This is a genomic window from Absiella sp. AM29-15 (assembly GCF_003434225.1).
GTDB lineage: Bacteria > Bacillota_I > Bacilli_A > Erysipelotrichales > Erysipelotrichaceae > Hoskinsella > Hoskinsella hominis.
Genome location: NZ_QVFL01000007.1, coordinates 1 through 20649 on the forward strand (window position 1 = coordinate 1; position 20649 = coordinate 20649).

The following is a 20649-nucleotide window of genomic DNA, read 5'->3' on the forward strand; positions in this document are numbered from 1 at the left end:
ATGGCATTATCAATCTTTTTCTCATTGGTAAGCCCATAGGTTTCTTCCAGATAGAGAAGCAGATACTTCATATCCGTATCGTTCAGGGCTGTGCTTTCTCTGTGAAAACCGATGGGCTTTATGATGTCCTTGCGGTCGGTCAGGATGTTGTATGCGATAGCCCCGGAAAGCAGAGGGTCACGCTGGAATACGGTCAGGCAGTTCCGTATGCTCTGGCGGACACCGCCTTTCTCGGTGGTTTCCAGCCCCGCCTTGATTTCCTCAATGCTCTGGGGCGGCTGCATGGCGTTCATGGTGTTTTTTAGTTCTTGCTGCGTCTGCGGCTGCAAGCTCTGCCATTCGCTGTTCAAGCTGTATCACATCCTTTCCGTAGTCCGTAATCAAAGCCGCTTTTTCCTCTGTCTCCCCGAACAGCAGCACATCCAGCAGATATTCCACTTGGGCTTGCTTCTGTAAGGCTTCCACGAACCGGGGATGAAAGGCTTCCTCCGGGGAGTGCGGGGCGTAGTCCTTTCTCCATGCCATAAGCAAGTGGAGATAATCGGCAAGAATACGGAAGCAGCGGTTCTTTGCTTCCTGAAACTGTTCCTCCGGGGATTTCTGCCGGGGCTTTGGCTTTTTTTCCTTTCCCGGCGGTTTCCAGTCCTCATAGGAAAGCCCGAAGTCCTGTGCCAGCTGTACGGCGGCTTCTTTCTTTCCCAGCCCATACAGGGCGGCGGTAAAATCAATCACATCCCCATCCGCACCGCAGCCGAAGCAGTGGTAACGCCGATCCAACTTCATGCTTGGGGTTTTATCGTTATGGAACGGGCAGCAAGCCATCCCGTTCCGACCTACATGGATTCCATAATGCTCCGCTGCCTGTCTTGTTGTGACAGACTGCTTCACAGCTTCAAATACATTCAAATCTATCCCTCCTTGAAAAAAGAAAAGCACCTGACATTCTCTGATTGAAAATGGCAAGTGCCTGTTAAAGTTCCATATCCTGTTGTTTGTGTTTCGTCTGTTCCTGGGCAGTTCTTTGTGCTTTTTTCTCGTCTGCCTTATCCTGCAAGACTTCCTTGATAGGCTGCTTCTTGGGCGGCTCTTTGCTTTCTTCTGTGCCGGGTGTAGCTTTCCGTACCCAGTAGCGGATGTCCCGCAACTTCTTCAAATCAGCCTGTACCTCGGTCAAAGGTTCTTTCAGCTCTGCGATTTCGCTGAGAAGTTTTTCCTGCTCCTCTTGCAGCTCATTTTGGGTACTGTCCTTATCGTCCGGGTGCTTGGCAAGGTAGGCGGCGGCTTTCTCATACCGGGCAACCTCCGGGTGTTCCTGTTTGAATTTCTCCTTTGTTTTCTTAAAAAACATCTTCTGGTACTTCTCATAGACAGGCTTACATTCCTTGCAGTCTGTCCGGCTGGCAAGAATCCCGTCAATCACTTTGCTGCGGGCTTCCTTTGGCTTCATCTGATTGCGGTAATCTGCGGCTGATTTCCCGGAAGATTCCAGAAATGCTTCTAAGTCCTCCACAGTGGAAAGCCCCTTTTGCCGGAGATAGGATAGGGCTTCGCTGACTGCCTTTAAGTCCTGTGAAGTCCCCCGGTTCTGTCCAGCCCTTGTCCAGTCCTTCCGTTCTTCCTTTCGTATCTCCATATACTTCATCAGCAGATTGGGAAGAAGTGTCGCTTCCTCCGCCGCTTTTTGTGCAAGCAGCTCCTTCCGTTTTTCTCCCAGCTCGGTAATCCAGCCTTTGAGGTTTTGGATAAGCTGCCGGATGGACTTCATTAGGCGGTTGGCAGCTTTGATTTCCCGGTTCAGGTTGCCGATATTTGTCTGGATACCACGCTTTTCCATCTGCTGGACAGCAGCCCCCTCATGGACAGTAGGGATAATATCAAGCCCCTGTCTGGCATAGGAACGCAAGTCCACACGCTCCGGGCGGTCATTGGCTTCCAGATAGCGGTTCTGGATGACCTCCCATTCATGCCGCCAGATTTCACAATACTTCTGGTCGTTCCAATCCACCGTATCCTCCTTGTGGCTTTTCCATCTGCCGGACGGAAGTTTTATCCGTTCCCCGTTTTCGTCAAGGTCATAAACCTTGCGGCTCTTGGGAAGCCATTTTCCATGTTCGTCCATTGCCCTCATAGTGAGCATGACATGGGCGTGGGGATTGTGTCCCGGCGGATGGGGGTCATGGATTGCAAAATCAGCAATCATGCCTTTGGAAACAAACTGCTGCTCACAAAACTCCCGGACAAGGACAGCATACTGGTCGGGTGGTATCTCTCTTGGGATGGTAAGCACCCACCTCCTTGCAAGCTGGGAGTTCCATTGTTTTTCCACAGCTTCGGCGGCGTTCCATAAGGTATTACGGTCTGCATACTCCGGCGGGGCATTTGCTGGGAGCAGAATCTCATTGTGGACGATACCACGCTTTTCCGGGTAGTGCTTCACTTGCTGGTCGTATTCACAGAACAGCTTTTCGCCACTCTGGTAAGCAGCGGCGGCAACCGCAGACTGCCGCTGGCTGCGCTGAACAATCGTGATTTCGTTGTGTGGACAGGGCATTTCGTGTCCCTCCTTTCGCTAATTGGTGGACGGGGTGGCGTTTTACCACCTCATTTTGGGCAGAAAAAAAGCAGGAGACCTTTTTCAGATTTCCTGCTCGGTGTGCCGCTATGTGGGCGGCGGGTATTTAATTGTAAAAGTTCGGGGCAAGTTGACCCGATGTGAAGCTGACAAACTGGAAGTTGTCAAAGAGAATTGTTCCAGTATTCCACAGTATTGCCATTCACATCATAGAATGTAATGGTTCCCGCACTTATAGGCAAAACAATCGCAAAAGGTTTATTGCTGTCAATGTCAAGCACTTGAATTGTGTTGCCGTCATCTATTTCAAGCTGTGTTACCTGTTGCTGATTCATAGAAATAAATGCTCGCTCATTATATCCTTCTACGGTGTACTCGGCAATTCCTCTTTGAACCCCCGAAAGGTTTCCACCCCCACGGAAAAAGTATCCAAAGGAAAGACCAGGACGGTTGACATAGACGGAAAAAGAATGGTCACTCAAATCCTGAGGGTAAGAAATATATGCAGCCATCGTGCTGGAAACGCTTCCATCGACCGTCCAATCATCCTTAATCTTCTGCGACGAACGAATATCTGCCTCCAGCTTAGATGAAGTCACGCCGATCTCATTGTTCGTATAAAGAAAACAAACAAATAAAATACAAGCAAGAACAACCCCTATCACAATTTTAAGAAATATTTTTTTCACGCTATCAAAACTCCTTGTCAACTACCGATTTGTTGTCATCTTCATTATACTTCATTGGCTATCGAAAAGATAGCATATTTTATGAAACTTGTCGGCTGGGAACAGCTTGCAACGCAAGGTGTCCCCAGATGGCAAGTCCACAAAAGGGTAGCTGGCGGCAGCCAGCGCAGGGGAAGCGTAGCGTCCCCTGTATGATTTGGAGCAGACCATGACTGCGGAAAATCACAGCCCTCCGGCGAGGAGCCTTCGGAGAACGCAATGCACCAACCTCTGGGTGGTGTATAATTGCGCCCTTAGTAAACTAAGGGGTTTCCAGCTTCTCCCGTTCCAACAGTTTTTTCAATAGTTCCTGCGTGTCCTGCCTGTGAAAAATGAGTTTCAACAACAGCATGACATCATCATCTGTCAGGCGTTCCGGCTCTTGCAGAAAACTTTCCAGCATACCGCCACGAGTACAGAGCCGGTGCGTCCGTTCCTTTCGGGTAAGCTGCTTTAACTGGTGCTGCAATGCCTTTTCATCATTGATGGCTTTCCGCAGTTTCTTTTCGCTTTTCTCCAGCTCCCGGTTTATCTTTTCCAGCTTTGAGGTATCAGGCAAGGGCAGCGTCCTCCTTTCCCGGTATCAGCACATAAATCCTGTTTGGTTCTCCAACGCCCTGACGCACCCGCATGATAAGTCCGGCGGTTTCCAGTTCATTCAGAGAACGCTTGACCGTCATGGGACTGCGGGACAGGACTGCGGCAATGGCTGTGACAGGGAAGCAGACAAACAGGATTCCGTTCTCGTCCTCCTGACCTTTGGAGAGCATAGCGTCCAGCATCCGGCAGTACATGACCTTTGCGGTGCTGCTGACTGGAAATCCTGTCAACGCTCTGGGAAAGGGCATACAGGGCGGCAATGGTGTGTCTATCGTCATAAATTCAAAATTCATTCGGTGTGTTCCTCCTTTTTCTTTGCTCGTTTGGATAAATAACGGGGGCAGTCAATCACAACCGCCCGGAAGCTCTGCCTGCACCCATGCTGGCATTTCCGGCATAATTCGTTGTAAGTGACACGCCCCCGGTCATTGAGGTAAAAGGAAAGCTCATGCTTCCTCTTTTTACTCATTCTCGGCATATTGTGTTTCCTCCCGTTTTAGTGTATGGTTTCGGGGCGATTTTCGGCAAAATTACAGCCATAGAGCCGATTAAAATCTCCCGAAGTATCAGCGATAGGGTAGACTATCCCCCTATCAGATTGTCGTGTTTCGGTATCATTTCGGTGTCAGTTCGCCAGTTCTCCCCGGTGTCGTTCCTCCCCTGAATCTCACAGCGGCGTATCGCTCCCTTTGGTACGCTCGTTTCGGTCAGGGTTCCTCCACATCCCTGCCAAAAGTCATGGCACTACATCGCCGGGGAAGCATATCCCACACAGGCTGGTCATTCGATTGGAATAATCCATCGATGAACTACCTGTATCATAGAACATTTTTGTGCCCTGTGCCGTATGTCCACAAAGTAGGAATTAGGGGTAAAAATCAGAAATTTCCACGATTGCGGAAAGTGTGATATAATCCAGATAAGCGGCAGCAATGAAACCATTGGAAAGGAGCGTGCGCCCATGAAAGGAGCAACAAGCATACAGGAACGCCTTTGGGAACTCCGCAAGGACAAAGGCTTAAATCTGGAAGAACTATCAAAGCTGACAGGCATTTCCAAATCAGCTCTTGGAAGTTATGAAAAAGAGGATTTTAAGGAAATCAATCATGGCAACCTTATCACGCTGGCAGACTTCTATGGGGTCTCTGTTGATTATCTACTGTGCCGGACAGAGAACAGGGAGCAGATCAACACACCATTGACGGAGCTGCATTTGAATGATGAGATGGTGGCACTGCTGAAAAGCGGTCGGATTAACAACCGTCTGCTCTGTGAGCTTGCTACACATAAAGATTTCATCAAGTTTCTTGCAGACATTGAGATTTATGTGGACGGGATTGCTACCATGCAGATTCAAAACCTCAATGCACTTGTCGATACCGTCCGGCATGAAATCATTGAACGGTATCGCCCAGGCGAAGATGACCCGCATTTGAAAGTGCTGCAAGCCGCCCATATCAGTGACGATGAATATTTCAGCCACATGGTTCTTGATGACCTCAACCTCATTATCCGGGATATTCGAGAAGCCCATAAAAAGGACAGTGAGAGTGCGCCCCAGACCACCGTTGCCGATGAACTGAAAGAAAATCTGGAAGCGGTCGAAAACTTCAAGGGCAGCCGGGATGAAAAGCTGGTTGTCCTTTACTGCAAGCAGCTTGGTATCAACTACAAAAATCTGTCAGACGAAGAATTTCGCTGGCTCATTCGTATTCTCAAAAAGTCAAAGAAAATGGGAACGCCTATCAGCCAGAGGAAAAAACGGTAAAGAAAAACCGCTGTTGCATGGTTTGTTGGCTTCCATGTAGCAGCGGTTTTTGCTGGGATTATTCAGTTGAATTTTTAGAACGACAAACTGGAAGTTATCGATTTCTTTGTGCGCTGTATCTAACGGACAGCACAATGCTTACTGATGCGGTAATGACCTTTGCAAATACGGCGCTCCACCAAATCGTGATTTGACCGCCAAACACCGGCGGCAGCATCAGCATCAACACCAGCATGATGATGGGTTCGATAAAGGTCAGAACATAGGACAGCACACTTTTTTCGGTTGCGTAGAAAGCCGCCGCGGAAACTCGTGTGATGGCGTCAAACGGAACCGACACAAGGAAGATCGGCATGACCTTTATGACCCCTGCGTTTACCTCGGCAGATGAACCGAACAGTAGTCCAATCTTTCCACGGAGCAGGTAAATCAGAATCGCACTGATTACCGCCAAAACCATGGAAAATTCATACGCCAGCGTTTTGGTTTGTTTGAGCGATTTTTCTTCGCCTGCTCCGTAGAACTGACTCATGAGCGGCTGGCTACCATCACCGACACCCTGCAAAAGAAGATAAACAATGCAGATGATATAGGAGATACAGGCATAGGTGGCGATAGCCTCCTGTCCGCCATAATAAACCGAAAATCGGTTGATGATCACAAGAGAGATATTTGGGGCAAGGGTCAAGCCAAATGGAGCAAGTCCGATTTTTAATATCTGAAATGCCGTTTTCGGGGTATCAACAGGTGCGATTTTCAGAGTGAGGTTCTTTTTGATGGCGCAATACACGAGTGCAACCGCCATGGTAACTCCCTGCCCAATAATGGTCGCCAATGCCGCACCGTACATGCCCCGTCCAAGAACCCACACAAAAGTATAGTCAAGAGCAACATTGGTAGCAAAGCCGCAGATCATAGCGATCATTGCCCACAAAGAACCGCCGTAATTACGCATAAACGGAACCAGTCCGGTGCCGAACACCTGTAAAATCGCTCCAAGGGCAATTACCTTGATATACTCATTTCCCAGAGTAAGCAACTCGCCCGATGCACCAAGGGCAGAAAGGATTTTCTCTGAAGTGAAGAAAACGGTGACAGTCAGGACAGCGCTGAAAAGAAGCATCAGCCATGTTGCACCGGCAACGAACTCCCGTGCTTTTTTCTCATTTCCTGCTGCTTTCAGAATGGAGTATTTGACTGAACCACCCATTCCGATTCCTGTCCCTACGGATTGCAGGACCGCCGTGATGGGATATGCAATGTTGATTGCGGAAAGTCCGGCATCCCCGATTGAGTTGCCTACAAAGAAACCGTCAACGATGGCATACACCCCGGAAAGCGCAAAGGATAACACGGACGGAATCACATACTGAAAGAAAGTCCGCTTGTTATTCACTGCCCAGACCTCCTCTCAGCTCTCTTTCAAAGAGAAGATTGAAAAGGTCAAGAATTTCACACATGGCTTGGAGCCGTTCGTTCCCGATTGTTCTATAAACCTTCTCCTCGGCTTTTCGTAAAGGCGCAATCATTCTGTGGGCGTATACCTGTCCGCTTTCAGTCAAGACGATCCGCTTCTCACGTTTATCGCCCTCGCTGGCCTCCAACAGTAAATAGCCCTTCTTTTGAAGTGCGCTCACGACCGTATGAACCGTCTGTTTTTGCATACCGAAATTCTCTGCGATCTGCTTTTGCGTCAGTTCTCCCATGGATTCCAGCGCATACAGCACCATCATTTCCGGGTATCCGACGCCAAGTACTGAAGCTGCTTTTGTATATAGCGCAGTGCTTTTCGCCCACGCAACGTTAAAATGATTGTTTTCCATAAGTCCTCCTCTTACAAATAGTATTTACAAATACTATTATAGTATATTGCAAGGACTATTGTCAAGGGCGTATGGAGCAAAAAATTCTTATTTGTCATAATCATTCTACCATACCGTTATGAATAAATCATCTCTTGCAAAATAATTTCTTCTGCCCGGTTGTGAATGTTATTGCAACGCCGCACCCATTCCATTTGTTGGGTTCGTTTCAATTCCTCGGTCACGCCCTCGGCATCTTTCATCTGCTCCATGATGGTGTCTAACCGTTCCTGTGCCTGTTCGTTCAGGTCTGCAAGGTATGTCCATAACTCCCCTGTCAAGGTCAAGGTGTTCAATTTGGCTGGGTGGACTTCTCTTAAATACTCCCGGTGCATCCGTCCGTACTTTCCGATAGGGCGGTGTTCCTCCGGCAGCTTCAAATCTGGGATATAGTAATCTCCGACAAGGATATAATCAATTCCGTTTTCCGTTATTCTTGGTTTCAATTCGCTCATGCTCCTTACCTCCTGTGGAAGCAGGCTCGTCTGATACTAACTCAATCACATCGGTAATCTCACAATTCAGCGTTTCGCAGATACGGGCTAATGTATCCATGCTGATGTGCTTTCCCTCTTTGCTCATGTTGGCAATCATATTCGTTGTCATACCAGCAGCAAGCCTTAAATCTTCTTTTCTCATATCACGCTCTAACAGTGTATGCCAGAGTGGTTTATAGCTGATGTGCATATTGCTTTCCCGCCTTCCTATCCATACCACCGGGGCGGCTGCCCCGGCAGGAACTTTTCTCTTATTATAGCACCAATCTTGTGAAATCACAATTTATTCTTGTGGACTGCCGCTGATACCGTCTGGATTGTGCTTTTCCTTTCTTTTTGTTCCCTTTAATTAGCCATGAACTGCTTCATGCCCTGGCTTTTTGAGCCGGGATTATCCGAGCCGTAGCCCTCCAGCAGATTGACCACGCCCCACACGCCAAGACCAGCGCCGAGAGCCACAACAAGAGTCTGCAAAGTATCAATCGCGGAAGAAAAAAACTGCATAGAGCCTCCATTTCTCCGGGGAATACCCGGCTATGAAAAAAGCCGCCATTTCTGGCGGCAGGTTACGACCTCTGGACACTTTGTCCAGAAGTGGGATTTATACATAGGCGTCCGGGTCATCCACATCATCATAGTTGAGGATGTCCTCGTCCTCGCCTATGGGCCCTGTGTCTGTCCCGTCTGCCTCGTACACCTCGCAAGCCTCGTTCAGCCCAGGCCGCCTGCGGCGGTTGATGAGCTGGTCGAGGGAAAAGGCGTTTTTCACTTTATCGGCCTCAGCCGTATATTTGTAGTTGGGGTGCTGCTTCAAGTCGTACTTTGGGGAATAGAACGGGGGCAGGCCCCGAAGCTGTAAAATACAGCGATCCCCTGGCATAGTGGCAAGCTCGGCGGGAGTCATCAGCTCCCGGCCAAGCCGCTGGGTGTTCTGGTTGTAGCTTTCCGACTGACCCTTAGAGCGCCCGTCCGTCTGCATATAGATGGTGGACTTTCCCAGCCAGTTTTCCGAAATCTCCTTGATGGTGGAGCTTTCCCTGCCGCCCAGGAAAACCACGCTGTCCATATTTCCCATGATCGTTTCCGCGTGCTTGTCATAAATGGCCTTGCACTGCGCCATCTGCTGGTAAAAGAGTGTCAGAGATATTTCACGGGAGCGGATAACGGCCACCAGCTTTTCCAGGTTGGGCACCTGCCCTGTATTGGCCGCCTCGTCCCACAGCACCCGCACATGATGGGGCAGGCGGCCCCCATGAACATTGTCGGCCCTCTCGCACAGCAGGTTGAACATCTGCGAAAAAGCCAGAGCCACAAGGAAGTTGTAGGTTGGCGTAGTATCGGAAATGGTAAAGAAAACCGCCGTTTTCCGATCCCCGATGCGGTCAAGGGCCAGCTCGTCATAGCTCATGATCTCCCTAAGCTGGGGGATGTCAAAGGGGGCCAGCCGGGAGCCGCAGGAGATCAGAATACTTTTGGCCGTTTTGCCGCTGGCTAATTTGTACTTTTTGTACTGCTTCACCGCAAAGCAATCCGGCTTGCGCTTTTCCAGGCCCTTGAACATATAGTCCACTGCGTTCATAAAGTTTTCGTTGTCCTCTTTCACCTCCATGCCGGAGATCATATCCACCAGGGTATTCATATTCCGATCCTCGGCGGGGCCCTCGAAAATGATATAGGCGATAAGGGCGCAGTACAAAAGCGTTTCCGCCTTTGTCCAAAATGGATCACCCTCCTTGCCCTCGCCTTTGGTGTTGGCTATGAGGGTATCGACAAACTTTAGAATATCAGCCTCGTTGCGGATATACGCCAGGGGGTTATAGTGCATACTTTGGGAAAAATCAATGGAATTGAACACCTTGATCCGATAGCCCCTCCGTTGTAGGAAAGCCCCCACCTGGGAGAGAACCCCGCCCTTTGGATCGACCACCACAAAGCTGCACCCGCCCTTTTTCTTCGCGCTGGCCTGGAGAAGCTGCGGGGTGAGCCAGAACCGGGTTTTGCCGGAGCCGGACGAGCCGATCACACAGGCGTTGAGGTTGCGGGCGTTGGCCGGATTTTTGGGGCGGGTGTTCATGGTAAGAAGCTCCGTCCCGGTGAGGATGACATTGTTTTCAAAGACGGGATCGACGAAAGGGGCTATATCTTTAGGCCCGCCCCAACGGGCGCTCCCGAACTCCTCATCCCGCCGGAATTTCTTTGCGTTCTTGCTCTTGAAGTGGATCAGCAGCCGGAAGCCCACCGCGCCCACAATGCCAACAAGCCAGTCAAAGGGATCAAGCCCCGGCGCAAGGTCGGCAAAGGCCGGGCCTACCGTCTGCCCCAGGCCCATGAGCTTATGGGGGAAATCCGCGCCAGCGGCCAGCCGGTAGGCCGTCCCCAGCTTTAGGCAGGCCCACAGCACAAACAAATAGGGGATGTTTGGTATCACATATTTTTTGACGCTACCTGTCCTCATGCACCGCCTCCTTTGTGCGTTCCAGCTTTTGGGCGGGCTGGCGGGCCGCTTCTGCGGCGGCCTCCTTGATCTGCTCCCGGATGGGGGCTTTTGCGGATTTGGTGCGCTTTAGCAGCCGTTTGGAATACTCGGAGAAACAGGCTGTGATCGCGTCGGCCTGCCCCGCCTTGAAGAACAGCAGGTGCTTATCCGGCGCGACTTGATAAAAGGCGTAGTCCACATTCCATTTCCGGGCCACCCGGTCAAAGAGGGCCGGGGCCTCCACCTCGATACTGTTGGTGGCGGCCCCGTGGCCCATGAGCTGCCCCACCGTCTGCCTGCCGTGGGGCGTCTGCTTGGCCCGGTGGTGTTTGGCGATCTTCCGGCCTACCGCCTGGAGAACATAGGCAAGCCCCCGCGCCGTGAGCTTGCTTGCCTTAATAGATACTGCTATGGTACGTCTGGAAACGTCCTCGTCTATCAGCCCTTATCCCTCCTTCCACACGAAAAAAGCACTTCTGGACAATGTGTCCAGAAGTGCCGCTATCGGTCTGTATGGCTTTGCTCCGGGCGGGGGCGTTCCGCCGCCTGGGGAAAACGGTCAATGACTTCTTTATAAGCCGCCATCTGCTCCCGGATGGAAAGCTGCGGATAAGCAAAAACCTTGTGCTCGTCTGGAATGTCCTCCAGCCCGTGGTAGTATTCAATAAACTGGCTGCCGTTGGGGAGGAAAAAACCGCCTTTGACAAACCCGCCATCCTCATTGATCCGCATATCCCGGCCATACGCCTCATAATCGAAATAATCCCGCAGGTTTTCGGGAATGTTGATTAGTTCCATGTCCTCCGCGTAAATGCGGCCCAGGGTTTCATCATCAGACACGCCGATATAGAAATCGTAGCAATCCAGATTTTCCACCAGATTGATGAGGTCGCCCACGCCGGAGGTATGCTCGCCGCTGGCAACAGCCGCCTCAAACTTTTCCAAATCGCTTTTATCCAGCTCGGAGAGCAGGCAGGCCAGATGGTTGAGCTCGTCAATGCTTTCGTATTCTCCCAGGCAGGCGTTGAGTTCCGGCAGGTCGCCGTCATAGTCGGCAATAAAAATCTCCTCATACTGGATATTGTCAACGCCGATCCGTTTAAGGAGCGCCTGTACTTCCTCGGTAGTCGTGGGGAATTTCAACGGCTCACTTGCCAGCTCACCCTCGTTGTATTTCCCCAGGTTGGTGACATACGCCTCAATGAACGCCATATCAGCACTGCCTCTGGCCCTTGACGGTGAGGATGCCGTCCAGGGTGGTGGCGGTGATCCCCAGCCGCTGGGCCACAGCGATGTCATTTTTCACCGCTTCATTCACATAGCTCCCGCAGACTACCAGCACGCGGGAGCGCCGGAGCAGGTCGCGCCCCATATCAATACCGCTTTTATGCTCCTCCGGCACCGCGTCATTGAGGAACAGCGGCAGATAGAGCATAGGGCAGATGGGGGAATATCCCGCATCATAGACAATGCGGCAGTATTTAGCTGCCTGCTCCATGACCTCGCACTCGCCTCCACGCCATGCAGCGGTCACATACGCAAGGGGTCGTTTCATAATCAAAACCTCCGTTTCTTTCATATAGGTAGGGGCAACCCTATCCCCCCGCCCTTTCCCTATCCAGGGAAAGGGGGCGGCTCTGGAGGATATACCCCCGCCGCTTGCCGGAAATAGCACAGCCGGGGCAGGCCGTAAAGGGCAGGCCGCCGCAAACGGCGGGCGTTCCGCCCCTTGACGGCCCACTCCCGGCTGTGCAGCATAAACCCCGGCGACGGGGGATATATCACCGCAGAGCCCATCCCAAGCGCAGGGCGCGTACCTCTGGACAAAGTGTCCAGAAGCGGGGCCCGGTCACTTATCGAGCTCGTTCTTCTTCTCCGGCTTTGCCAGTTCGGGCGGCTGTTTCTCTTTCCACTCGTCCAGCAGGGCTATGATCTGCTCCTTCATTTTGGCAGGAGTGACCTCCTTGCCGAAATACTTGTTGAGTTCGTCGGTACTGATGATCACGTTGTCAACCTCCCTTTTTTCTTCGCTCAAAATGCCGTCAATAACATCGCCGTTGAGCAGGCCCTCCTGGTCGAGCTCCCGAAGCCGTTTTGCCTGTTTGACCGATGGGGAGGACTGCTCCCCATCAATGGACACGGCGATAAGCCGCTGGTTTTCCGGCTTGATATACGACAGCTCCACAGCAGGCATAAAGCCCATATTTTTAGCGTCCACCTTTTCCAGAAGCTCCGGAACAAGATGGTTAAGGCGAACATAGCGGAGCACCTTTTTATAGTTCATATCATGCTCCTTGCCCACGATCTCCACTGAGAGCTTACCCAGGGCCTCTGCCTCCTTGTCATTTTTGGGCCGGGCCCCCTGGCGCTTGATGGCCTCCAGCTCCAAATCCAGGAGCTTTGCCAATTCGCTGGGGAGAGGGTCGCCCCGCTGCTTGTTGCTGTTCTTCATTTCACGGACAGCCTCAAGATCGGTCATCTCACGGACAATGCAGGGAATTTCATCCAGTCCAGCCCGATCACCACCATGACAGCGGCGGTGGCCCGCGATGATCTCATAGCCCTTGCCGTCCTTTTCCGGGCGGACGGTAGCGGGGGTCATAATGCCGTGTTCCTTGATCGTCCCCACCAGATCGTCCATCGCCTTATCGTCCTGCACCTTAAAGGGGTGATCCCGCAAGGTATGGAATGGATGAAGCTCTGACAGTTTCAAATAGACGATTTTTCCCTGCTCCACCGGGCGGGGCGGCACCTCCGGCGTAGGCGGCAGCTTAATCTCCGGGGCGGGGGCCTCCGCCTCCTTGACCGGGGCAGGTTTGCCCTTTGGAGCTTTCACACCGGGCCCAACACCCCCGGAGCCTGTTTCTTTGTCCTTGTCCTTTTTCACACCTCTGGACACTTTGTCCAGAACACCATGGGACGGGGACTTGCCACGGGCCGCCTTGTCAGCCTTAGCCGGGCGGCCTGTGCGGGGCCCCGTCCCCTTTTCCGGTTTGTCCCCCTGGGGAGAATCCTGCTCCTTGGGGGGACGGCCCCGGCGTTTTGCCGTCTTTTCCTCCGGTTCCACTTTTTTATCCTGGTCGGGGGATTTTTCCACCTTATCAGCTTCAACCTGCGGCGCAGGCTGGGCTGGAACATCCCCGCCCATTCCAGGGGTAACAGACTGTTCCGGCTGGCGTACCGGGCCGGTGCCAGCTGCGGGCTCCTCTACCGTTTCCGGGACAGGGGGCTTCGTCACAGTTTGAGCATCCCCAACAGAGCCCTCGCCAGGGGACTCCGGGCCTGCTTTCAGTTTGTCATCTGCCATTCGCTAACCTCCTTGTTTTGAAATGAAAAAAGCCAGACCTCTCAGCCTGGCTAACGAAAAAACTTCCCCCTTTCTTTTTTAGATTATATGGTTGTCACCACTCCTTTCTCAGTCCGGGCCATAAAAAAACGTCGCTTTTCACAAAGAAATAGCGACGTTTTAGTGTAGGTTGGCTCGGTTTTGTTGTGTTTTATAATTATGCCCTTGTATAAAAACCTAAGATATTTGAGAACATAATAATCAATGCATATACCCATACATTGTTACCAACATTGATGGCTGGTGTTAAAATACTCATAATCATTTCTGGCAGCGTTTTGCCCGTAGCGCTGATCAACATCAGATTAATACCATAGATAATGATGATATTTACCAGTAATGGAAGTAAGGAATTTACGAAGTTTCCAACCATGCTTGGTACACTGTCAGGAAACTTGATTTTTATTCCTTTGGTTTCTATAAAACGAGTAATTTCGACTGTCACAAAACTTAAAATTAATGCGACAAATAAACCGTTACTATCTAAGTAATTGGTTGTGATACCATTCACACCTTCTACAGTGGTTGGCACAACTTCTGAACATACTAATAGGAAGATAGACATGTTCATGATACCGCAGATTGCGGCATTCATCTTGTAGCTTTTTGCTAGAGAATATGCAACAGCAAATGCAGTCATTAGACCTAACAGACCAAATGTCATGTTATAAGGTGCTAATATCTGAGAGTTGTAAGTCGTTGCCCATTCTTTCCAGTTAATCAAAAAACGAATTAATACGTTGGTTGTGTTTAAATCCACAGTATCCATATTGATTGGTGGATTTGCGATAATCATGAAGATAGATCCAATAACAAGTAATGGAAGTGTCATCATCATACCGTTTGCTAAAGCCTGTAAGTGTCGTTGATTACCAAGCTTTGCGCCAATTGGAGATAAATATTTCTCCAAGAAACCAGTGATTGCTTTCATAAGAAAACCCCTTTCTCTCACAACATAAATTTTAACAAAATTTTTTAATGTTGCCTATGCTAAAACGTTTATTTTAGGGATTTTGGAAATATTTACTGTTTTTATGGACAAATTGGCGAAAATTTCAAATTTATATATAGTAAACAAAAAGGTAGTTGCCTTTTATGCAGGATTCTACCTTCTCCTTACATTATTTTCTCAACCAATCTACCATATCAATAATTTGTACACCTTCATATTGATATGGTTCATGTCGTGTTCTTGCTATCAGTACTTTTGGATAAGCATCACGGATATCTAAAAGAGCAGATACCTCACGTGTAAAGGTTTTTTCATCAGAAATATTATCACTTACCTGAATGTAAATCTGTTCATCTTTTTTCTTTACAACAAAATCAATTTCTTTTTTGTATAATTTTCCAACATAAATTTCATAACCTCTGCGCTTTAATTCCAGATATACAATATTTTCATAGACTCTGAACAAACCGAATCTACCATTTATGGTTTTATGATATCCTTTTTCAGATGATGCTTATAATACAACAAATAATCATACAATTCATGATAAGGGCGTTCTTTGATACATAACATATGTATATGATGGATACAAATACCTTCCATATAAAAGTCTTTTTCTATATCATATATTGAAAGAAAGTCCTCTTTAATATCTTTGTGAAAGAATGGAATAATGGCAATATCATCCTGAAATAATTTAATAATATGTATTTGATCGCAAAACTGTGTCAGATTCATATCAAAACAACTGCGCTTTTTCATCTCATCATATAGGCATTGTGTCAGTTGATCATAGGTGATGGATGATATCTTTTTTATTTCATATTTTTTGGAGAACAAGCTTTTACGGTTTTTGTTCTGAAAGTCATGAATAGAAGATTTAATCTTTTCAATATCTTTAGAATGCAGCATGCCGGATATCTGGATATAGGGTTTTTCTGTTTTTAAGTAATTAAACGATATAAAAAAATCCTCATCATTTGACATCTTTTCCATATCTAATTCAGTCAATATTTGATCAATCTCAATATTGGACAATGCTTTTTCAATCGTATATTTACCATAATAGGCTTGTTCGATACTACAATTCACAACCAAACCAACATGTAGTTTATTCGTAATGTTCAACTCTTTGAAATAAGGAATCAGTAACATAGCAAGTCTTGTATATTCTGTTTCAAATAAATGTAAATCATGAAGTTCTTTATGATCAAAGAAAATCTTTACAACACTTAAAAAGATAGGAAGATAATCAAATTTTACCTGGTTACTATTATAATTTAAAACACGCATATCATACTCTTTTCGACGTAAAGCGGTTTCTAACAGGATACAAAATGGTTTATACAAGGTTTTATCAATTGGCTGATGATAGGTGTTTTGTAAGTCTTTTAGAAAAATATCAGCAATATGTTTTGTTTGATTTGTAATGGTATAGTTTTGGATAAATGCATTATTCCATTGTTTTGCGCCACTTTCCATAACCTTATCCAAAAATGCAAGTTCATCTTGATGGAATGGGATATGAAAAGTATCCTCCATAAGTTTTTTGATATCGTTATCTATCATTATGGTTTTATCAGTTTGCTGAAGAGAATGATGCAGACGGATACGTTTAATCATGATACCTAAATAAATACAAAAATGATGAATGGCATTGTTAGTAAATTGTTGACCAAGTTTTTGTTCATATAAATGAAGGATATTTAAAAATATTTCTTCATGATCTTCTAAAAAATAAGGCTCTATTGTTTGTACCATCGCAGTTGGGGCTACTTGATAAAAATAATATAAAACGAATAAACGAATATTTTCTTCTTTTCCTGTAATCATTAAATGTGATTTCTTTTCCAATGTCAGATGAAATGTCTGAAGCATACTTTCCCATCGCAGGATGTCAGTTTTTAATTGTGCACGATTACTATATAATTCCTCTGCAAGAGAATCCATAGTAAAAGGCTGAGAAGAAAAAAGTAAGGCAATCATTCCACGATAAAATCGTTCCAGTTCAGGTCGTATTTCTAATATTTTTGTATCGAGAAAAAAATGAAGATAAGCTTCTTCACTCTTGTATAAAGATAAATGAACGCCACTGCCTTGTTTCGTCTGGATACTTGTTTCAAAATTATTATCTTTTAAGAATGTATTGATATCCTTAATATCATTGCGCAGTGTTTTTTCAGAACAGTTTAACAGAACTGCAAGGGAGTCAATTGTTTGAAAGCTTCCTTCCTTCAACATGATCTGCAACAAGGTATTTTGACGTAGATTCATATGATATCACCCCAAAAAATATGTACGTCTATCTAGTAGGATTTTACCATAATTCCGGTAATTATACTACTTAACAAAAGAACAAAAAACACTAAAATATATCAGTGGATGAGGAAATCATCAATAAAAGTCATATCGATTATAGGAGGTAGTTATGAATACAGAGGTTTCAAAGAAAAGTAAATTTATATATTTACCATTACTTGTATTAATGTTTACACAAATTGGTACATCAGGGGATAATGCTGTTTTGAGTGTTGCGACTAATGCATTAATGTCCGCTTTACATGCGAATATGAATGATATACAGTTGGCGAATATGGTATATTCCTTATGCGCAGGTGCATTTATGATCGCAGGAGGTATGTTGGGTATCATCATTGGATGGAAAAAGAATTTCCGTATCGGTGTGGTACTAGCAATTCTTGGCGAATTTATGCTGGCCTTGTCTTCAAATGTATTTATGTTTATTTGGGGAGGAAGATTTTTAGTTGGATTAGGCGCAAGTTTTATGATTCCATCTGTCTTAGGTTTAATTCCCGGAATTTATGAAGGAAATGATCGTGTATTTGCATTTGGTGCAATTGGTGCAGCAACTGGTATCGCCGCATGTGTTGGTCCCATTGTGGCAGGTGTTTTGTTAGATAAATTTGGATTTCGTATCGCATTTGGCGCATTGGCTGTTTATTTCATTTTAATTCTGGCAGGATCTTTCTACATTCCAGATGTAAAAAAATCAGAAAAGAAATTAAAACTGGATCTTGTTGGTATCGTAGGTACTGCTATTGGATTATTTATCTTCTTAATTGGTATTTCCAAAGTATCTGTATGGGGACTTATCACACCAATTCATGCACCATTTACCATCTTTGGTATCTCACCAGCAATTCCATGTATCATATTCGGATTGGTTATTCTTGGCATTATGGTTGTGATAGAAAAAAGAGTGGAGGAAGCCAATGGCTGCGCATTATTACCACAATCATTTATCAAATCTGCACAAGTACGTGCAGGACTTGTCGCAAGTGCTATGGTGTTCTTATATCTTGGCGCAACTGTTATGCTGATTAATCCATATTTACAACTTGTTGGTGGATTTAATGCGGTAATGACTGGTGTTGCGATGATTAGTGTTGGTTTACCAATGTTTCTGTTCTCTATGGGAATTCCAAAGTTTTTCCCTAATGCACATCCAAAGAAAATCTTACAGATTGGATATATCTTATTAGCTGTATCTGTTATTCCAATGGCATTCTCTTTACAGGAAACCGGAGTATCTTATCTAATGTATGTAGGACTTGCAATTGCAGGTGCTGGTCAGGGTATGGTAAGTGCGCAGGCAAGCAATGTTGTTGCTGTCGCAGTTAATGAAAGAGATGCACAGCAATCAGGTGGCATTCAGGCTACCGCAAGAAATGTAGGGCAGGCAATAGGTGTTGCTTTACTTGGTATGGTAATGATATTTACCATTACATCTGATATTAGTGGACAGGTAAGTCATGATGATAAAATCAGTAATCAAGTCGCAGTTGCGGAAGAAAGTAAGACCTATTCATTCTTGAGTGATCAAAACTTTGAAAAAACGATTTCTGATATTCAAATGAGTGAAGTAGAAAAACAGGAAAGTATGCATATCAATGCAGAAGCCAGAATCCATTCTACAAGTAAAGCATTATATGTATTAGGCTTTATCGCAGTGTTATGTTTATTCACAACACCTGGTATAAAAAAAGTTAAATAAAGTGTAAAACACTTAGGAGGCAAGGATATGGAAAAACAAGTATTATTCTACAATGGTGATATTTTAACAATGGCAGATGAAGTGTGTGGCGCAGTATTGATTGAAAATGGAACCATCAAAGCATTAGGCAGTTTGGATGCATTGAAAAAGGAAGCAAATGCTGCATGTGAATATTATGATTTAAAAGGGCAGTGTTTAATGCCATCCTTTATTGATGCACATTCTCACTTGTTACAATTCGCAAATACATTAAAATTTGTGCCATTAAGCGGTGTAAAAAGTATAAAAGAAATCCAAGAACGCTTTGCATTATATATCAAAGAAAACAATAAAAACGATCATGAATGGTTAATGGGATTTGGATATGATCACAATGCTTTAGCTGAGCATCGTCATCCAACACGTCAGGAGCTTGATGAAATTTCATCCACAAACCCAATCATTATTGCACATGCATCTTTCCATCTTGGTGTATTAAACAGTGCTGCATTAAAAGAATACGATTTAACTGATGATGTAAAAGATCCTGAAGGTGGTAGTTATGGACGTGATGAAGAAGGTCATTTGAATGGATATATGGAAGAAATCGCATTTATGCGAGGACCTGCAGAACGTGTTATGGGACTAGATCATATTGATGATTACGCATACAAAGCACAACAGATTTACGCAAGCTATGGTATCACAACCGCACAAGAAGGCTTTGCACATGGCGATGAAGTTGCTATTTATGAAAACCTTGGAAAACAGGATAAAATGTTATTGGATGTTGTGGCTTATGTAGATATCGTAAATGATAAAGAAGTCGTACGTTCAAGAACAGATTTGACAGACTATAAAAATCATTTTAGAATTGGCGGATATAAATTATTCTTAGATGGTTCTCCTCAAGGAAAAACCGCATGGATGAGCAAGCCTTATGAAAACAGTGGCGATTATCGTGGATACCCTACATATGAAGATAAAGATGTAGATACGTATATCCAAACCGCATTAGATGATCATAAACAGTTATTGGTTCATTGTAATGGAGATGCAGCTTCTCAACAGATGTTAGATGCCTTCCATCACAGCAGACAAAAACAAACAGATACACGACCTGTTATGGTACACTGTCAGACCCTTCGCCCTGATCAATTACCTCAGTTGACACAAATTGGTGTATTACCATCCTTCTTTGTGGCTCATGTTTATTATTGGGGCGATACACATCTAGTAAACTTCGGACAAGAACGTGCAGAAAACATCTCTTGTACAAAGAGTGCCTTAGATGAAGGCTTATCCATGACATTCCATCAAGATACACCAGTTATTATGCCAAATATGCTGGAAAGTGTATGGGTAGCAGTAAATCGTATCACAAAGAATGGTGTTACACTTGGCGCACATCAGTGCATATCTGTGAAGGAAGCTTTAAAAGCAGTAACCATCAATGCCGCATATCAGTATTTTGAGGAAGATAGAAAGGGTAGTATTGAAGTCGGTAAATTGGCAGATCTTGTGATTCTGGATAAGAATCCTTTGAAAGTAGATAAGATGGATATTAAAGATATTCAAGTATTGAAAACATTTAAAGAAGGTACAGTTATATTTGAAAAATAAGCAAACACGAAACAAGGAGCAAAAGTTCCTTGTTTTTTAATTAGGATGAACTTGGTATAAAACAACAAGATAGTGGTGTGATTACAAAAAAGTGAACAAAATGATAGGTGATACTCATCAAAAACAAAATTCCATCTTAAGAGATACCTAGTGATTGTTATAGGGTATTTTTTATAAGATACTCATTATATCCCACTTATGATATAAAGACCCACTATCATTGACTAACAT

General features: G+C 45.9%; 21 protein-coding genes and 2 pseudogenes. 3 read left to right on the plus strand and 20 right to left on the minus strand.

Annotated features, from left to right (window positions below):
• From DW761_RS08435 to DW761_RS08465, 7 genes and pseudogenes are all read right to left on the minus strand, one after another.
• Positions 1-293 (minus strand): annotated as a pseudogene (locus DW761_RS08435) (virulence-associated protein E); the annotation flags it as partial.
• Entirely contained in the window at positions 262-906 is a 645-nt protein-coding gene (locus DW761_RS08440; RefSeq protein ID WP_117517540.1) for a CHC2 zinc finger domain-containing protein, read from the minus strand. The gene DW761_RS08440 and the pseudogene DW761_RS08435, both read right to left, overlap by 32 nt.
• A 64-nt stretch (positions 907-970) precedes the next feature.
• Positions 971-2551 carry a MobQ family relaxase gene (mobQ, locus tag DW761_RS08445; protein ID WP_117517543.1) on the minus strand — a complete coding sequence of 527 codons (1581 nt, stop codon included), beginning with the start codon at positions 2549-2551 and terminating at the stop codon, positions 971-973.
• Positions 2552-2736: 185 nt separating this feature from the next.
• Positions 2737-3261: a hypothetical protein gene (locus DW761_RS08450; RefSeq protein ID WP_002569224.1), complete on the minus strand. Its 525-nt coding sequence runs from the start codon at positions 3259-3261 to the stop codon at positions 2737-2739.
• Between the two features lie 301 nt (positions 3262-3562).
• Positions 3563-3859 (minus strand): DUF3847 domain-containing protein, encoded by a 297-nt coding sequence (locus DW761_RS08455; protein ID WP_117517545.1) that lies wholly within the window; start codon positions 3857-3859, stop codon positions 3563-3565.
• On the minus strand, positions 3852-4193 hold the full coding sequence (locus DW761_RS08460; RefSeq protein ID WP_003020305.1) for a DeoR family transcriptional regulator: 342 nt from the start codon (positions 4191-4193) through the stop codon (positions 3852-3854). The genes DW761_RS08455 and DW761_RS08460 overlap by 8 nt, the downstream gene beginning before the upstream one ends.
• Complete coding sequence (locus DW761_RS08465) at positions 4190-4378, minus strand: hypothetical protein (RefSeq protein ID WP_005930722.1); 189 nt, start codon at positions 4376-4378, stop codon at positions 4190-4192. The genes DW761_RS08460 and DW761_RS08465 overlap by 4 nt, the downstream gene beginning before the upstream one ends.
• 483 nt (positions 4379-4861) lie before the next feature.
• Between DW761_RS08465 and DW761_RS08475 the strand changes: the two genes are divergently transcribed.
• Positions 4862-5668, plus strand: coding sequence for a helix-turn-helix domain-containing protein (locus DW761_RS08475; protein WP_009296084.1), 807 nt, complete (start codon positions 4862-4864; stop codon positions 5666-5668).
• Positions 5669-5762: 94 nt separating this feature from the next.
• On the opposite strand, the gene DW761_RS08480 is transcribed toward DW761_RS08475, so the two are convergent.
• The 13 genes and pseudogenes from DW761_RS08480 to DW761_RS08540 all read right to left on the minus strand — a co-directional run bounded on the left by DW761_RS08480 (position 5763) and on the right by DW761_RS08540 (position 17075).
• Complete coding sequence (locus DW761_RS08480) at positions 5763-7064, minus strand: MATE family efflux transporter (protein WP_003020289.1); 1302 nt, start codon at positions 7062-7064, stop codon at positions 5763-5765.
• Positions 7057-7491, minus strand: coding sequence for a MarR family winged helix-turn-helix transcriptional regulator (locus tag DW761_RS08485; RefSeq protein ID WP_003020286.1), 435 nt, complete (start codon positions 7489-7491; stop codon positions 7057-7059). The genes DW761_RS08480 and DW761_RS08485 overlap by 8 nt, the downstream gene beginning before the upstream one ends.
• Positions 7492-7607: 116 nt before the next feature.
• Positions 7608-7985, minus strand: coding sequence for a TnpV protein (locus DW761_RS08490; RefSeq protein WP_009274452.1), 378 nt, complete (start codon positions 7983-7985; stop codon positions 7608-7610).
• Complete coding sequence (locus DW761_RS08495) at positions 7945-8217, minus strand: helix-turn-helix domain-containing protein (protein WP_009274451.1); 273 nt, start codon at positions 8215-8217, stop codon at positions 7945-7947. The genes DW761_RS08490 and DW761_RS08495 overlap by 41 nt, the downstream gene beginning before the upstream one ends.
• 161 nt (positions 8218-8378) lie before the next feature.
• Positions 8379-8531 (minus strand): annotated as a pseudogene (locus DW761_RS08500) (Maff2 family mobile element protein); the annotation flags it as partial.
• Between the two features lie 97 nt (positions 8532-8628).
• Entirely contained in the window at positions 8629-10482 is a 1854-nt protein-coding gene (locus tag DW761_RS08505; protein ID WP_117517547.1) for a VirD4-like conjugal transfer protein, CD1115 family, read from the minus strand.
• On the minus strand, positions 10469-10945 hold the full coding sequence (locus DW761_RS08510) for a PcfB family protein (protein ID WP_317286399.1): 477 nt from the start codon (positions 10943-10945) through the stop codon (positions 10469-10471). Before DW761_RS08510 ends, DW761_RS08505 begins: the two co-directional genes overlap by 14 nt.
• A 59-nt stretch (positions 10946-11004) precedes the next feature.
• The gene (locus DW761_RS08515) at positions 11005-11715 is read right to left on the minus strand and encodes an antirestriction protein ArdA (protein ID WP_117517551.1); all 711 of its coding nucleotides are present in this window, start codon (positions 11713-11715) and stop codon (positions 11005-11007) included.
• A 1-nt stretch (position 11716) separates the two neighbouring features.
• The gene (locus tag DW761_RS08520; RefSeq protein ID WP_117517553.1) at positions 11717-12058 is read right to left on the minus strand and encodes a hypothetical protein; all 342 of its coding nucleotides are present in this window, start codon (positions 12056-12058) and stop codon (positions 11717-11719) included.
• Between the two features lie 294 nt (positions 12059-12352).
• On the minus strand, positions 12353-13810 hold the full coding sequence (locus tag DW761_RS08525) for a ParB/RepB/Spo0J family partition protein (RefSeq protein WP_117517555.1): 1458 nt from the start codon (positions 13808-13810) through the stop codon (positions 12353-12355).
• A gap of 196 nt (positions 13811-14006) precedes the next feature.
• Positions 14007-14780 (minus strand): PTS transporter subunit EIIC, encoded by a 774-nt coding sequence (locus DW761_RS08530; RefSeq protein WP_117517557.1) that lies wholly within the window; start codon positions 14778-14780, stop codon positions 14007-14009.
• A 190-nt stretch (positions 14781-14970) separates the two neighbouring features.
• Complete coding sequence (locus DW761_RS08535) at positions 14971-15267, minus strand: ATP-binding protein (protein WP_199485615.1); 297 nt, start codon at positions 15265-15267, stop codon at positions 14971-14973.
• Between the two features lie 14 nt (positions 15268-15281).
• The gene (locus DW761_RS08540) at positions 15282-17075 is read right to left on the minus strand and encodes a BglG family transcription antiterminator (RefSeq protein WP_117517559.1); all 1794 of its coding nucleotides are present in this window, start codon (positions 17073-17075) and stop codon (positions 15282-15284) included.
• Positions 17076-17229: 154 nt separating this feature from the next.
• On the opposite strand from DW761_RS08540, the gene DW761_RS08545 reads away from it, so the two are divergent.
• Together DW761_RS08545 and DW761_RS08550 are read left to right on the plus strand one after the other, a co-directional pair.
• Entirely contained in the window at positions 17230-18816 is a 1587-nt protein-coding gene (locus DW761_RS08545) for an MFS transporter (RefSeq protein ID WP_117517561.1), read from the plus strand.
• Between the two features lie 27 nt (positions 18817-18843).
• Entirely contained in the window at positions 18844-20418 is a 1575-nt protein-coding gene (locus DW761_RS08550) for an amidohydrolase (protein ID WP_117517563.1), read from the plus strand.
• The last annotated feature ends 231 nt before the right edge of the window (positions 20419-20649 follow it).

What these genes read in the sequence shown, in the direction of transcription:
- DW761_RS08460 (WP_003020305.1), bottom strand. Translation starts at nt 4,193, where the DNA reads ATGAATTTTGAATTTATGACGATAGACACACCATTGCCGCCCTGTATG.
- DW761_RS08530 (WP_117517557.1), bottom strand. Translation starts at nt 14,780, where the DNA reads ATGAAAGCAATCACTGGTTTCTTGGAGAAATATTTATCTCCAATTGGC.
- DW761_RS08525 (WP_117517555.1), bottom strand. Translation starts at nt 13,810, where the DNA reads ATGGCAGATGACAAACTGAAAGCAGGCCCGGAGTCCCCTGGCGAGGGC.
- DW761_RS08485 (WP_003020286.1), bottom strand. Translation starts at nt 7,491, where the DNA reads ATGGAAAACAATCATTTTAACGTTGCGTGGGCGAAAAGCACTGCGCTA.
- DW761_RS08515 (WP_117517551.1), bottom strand. Translation starts at nt 11,715, where the DNA reads ATGGCGTTCATTGAGGCGTATGTCACCAACCTGGGGAAATACAACGAG.
- DW761_RS08490 (WP_009274452.1), bottom strand. Translation starts at nt 7,985, where the DNA reads ATGAGCGAATTGAAACCAAGAATAACGGAAAACGGAATTGATTATATC.
- DW761_RS08550 (WP_117517563.1), top strand. Translation starts at nt 18,844, where the DNA reads ATGGAAAAACAAGTATTATTCTACAATGGTGATATTTTAACAATGGCA.
- DW761_RS08545 (WP_117517561.1), top strand. Translation starts at nt 17,230, where the DNA reads ATGAATACAGAGGTTTCAAAGAAAAGTAAATTTATATATTTACCATTA.
- DW761_RS08475 (WP_009296084.1), top strand. Translation starts at nt 4,862, where the DNA reads ATGAAAGGAGCAACAAGCATACAGGAACGCCTTTGGGAACTCCGCAAG.
- mobQ (WP_117517543.1), bottom strand. Translation starts at nt 2,551, where the DNA reads ATGCCCTGTCCACACAACGAAATCACGATTGTTCAGCGCAGCCAGCGG.
- DW761_RS08520 (WP_117517553.1), bottom strand. Translation starts at nt 12,058, where the DNA reads ATGAAACGACCCCTTGCGTATGTGACCGCTGCATGGCGTGGAGGCGAG.
- DW761_RS08540 (WP_117517559.1), bottom strand. Translation starts at nt 17,075, where the DNA reads ATGAATCTACGTCAAAATACCTTGTTGCAGATCATGTTGAAGGAAGGA.
- DW761_RS08505 (WP_117517547.1), bottom strand. Translation starts at nt 10,482, where the DNA reads ATGAGGACAGGTAGCGTCAAAAAATATGTGATACCAAACATCCCCTAT.
- DW761_RS08495 (WP_009274451.1), bottom strand. Translation starts at nt 8,217, where the DNA reads ATGCACATCAGCTATAAACCACTCTGGCATACACTGTTAGAGCGTGAT.
- DW761_RS08465 (WP_005930722.1), bottom strand. Translation starts at nt 4,378, where the DNA reads ATGCCGAGAATGAGTAAAAAGAGGAAGCATGAGCTTTCCTTTTACCTC.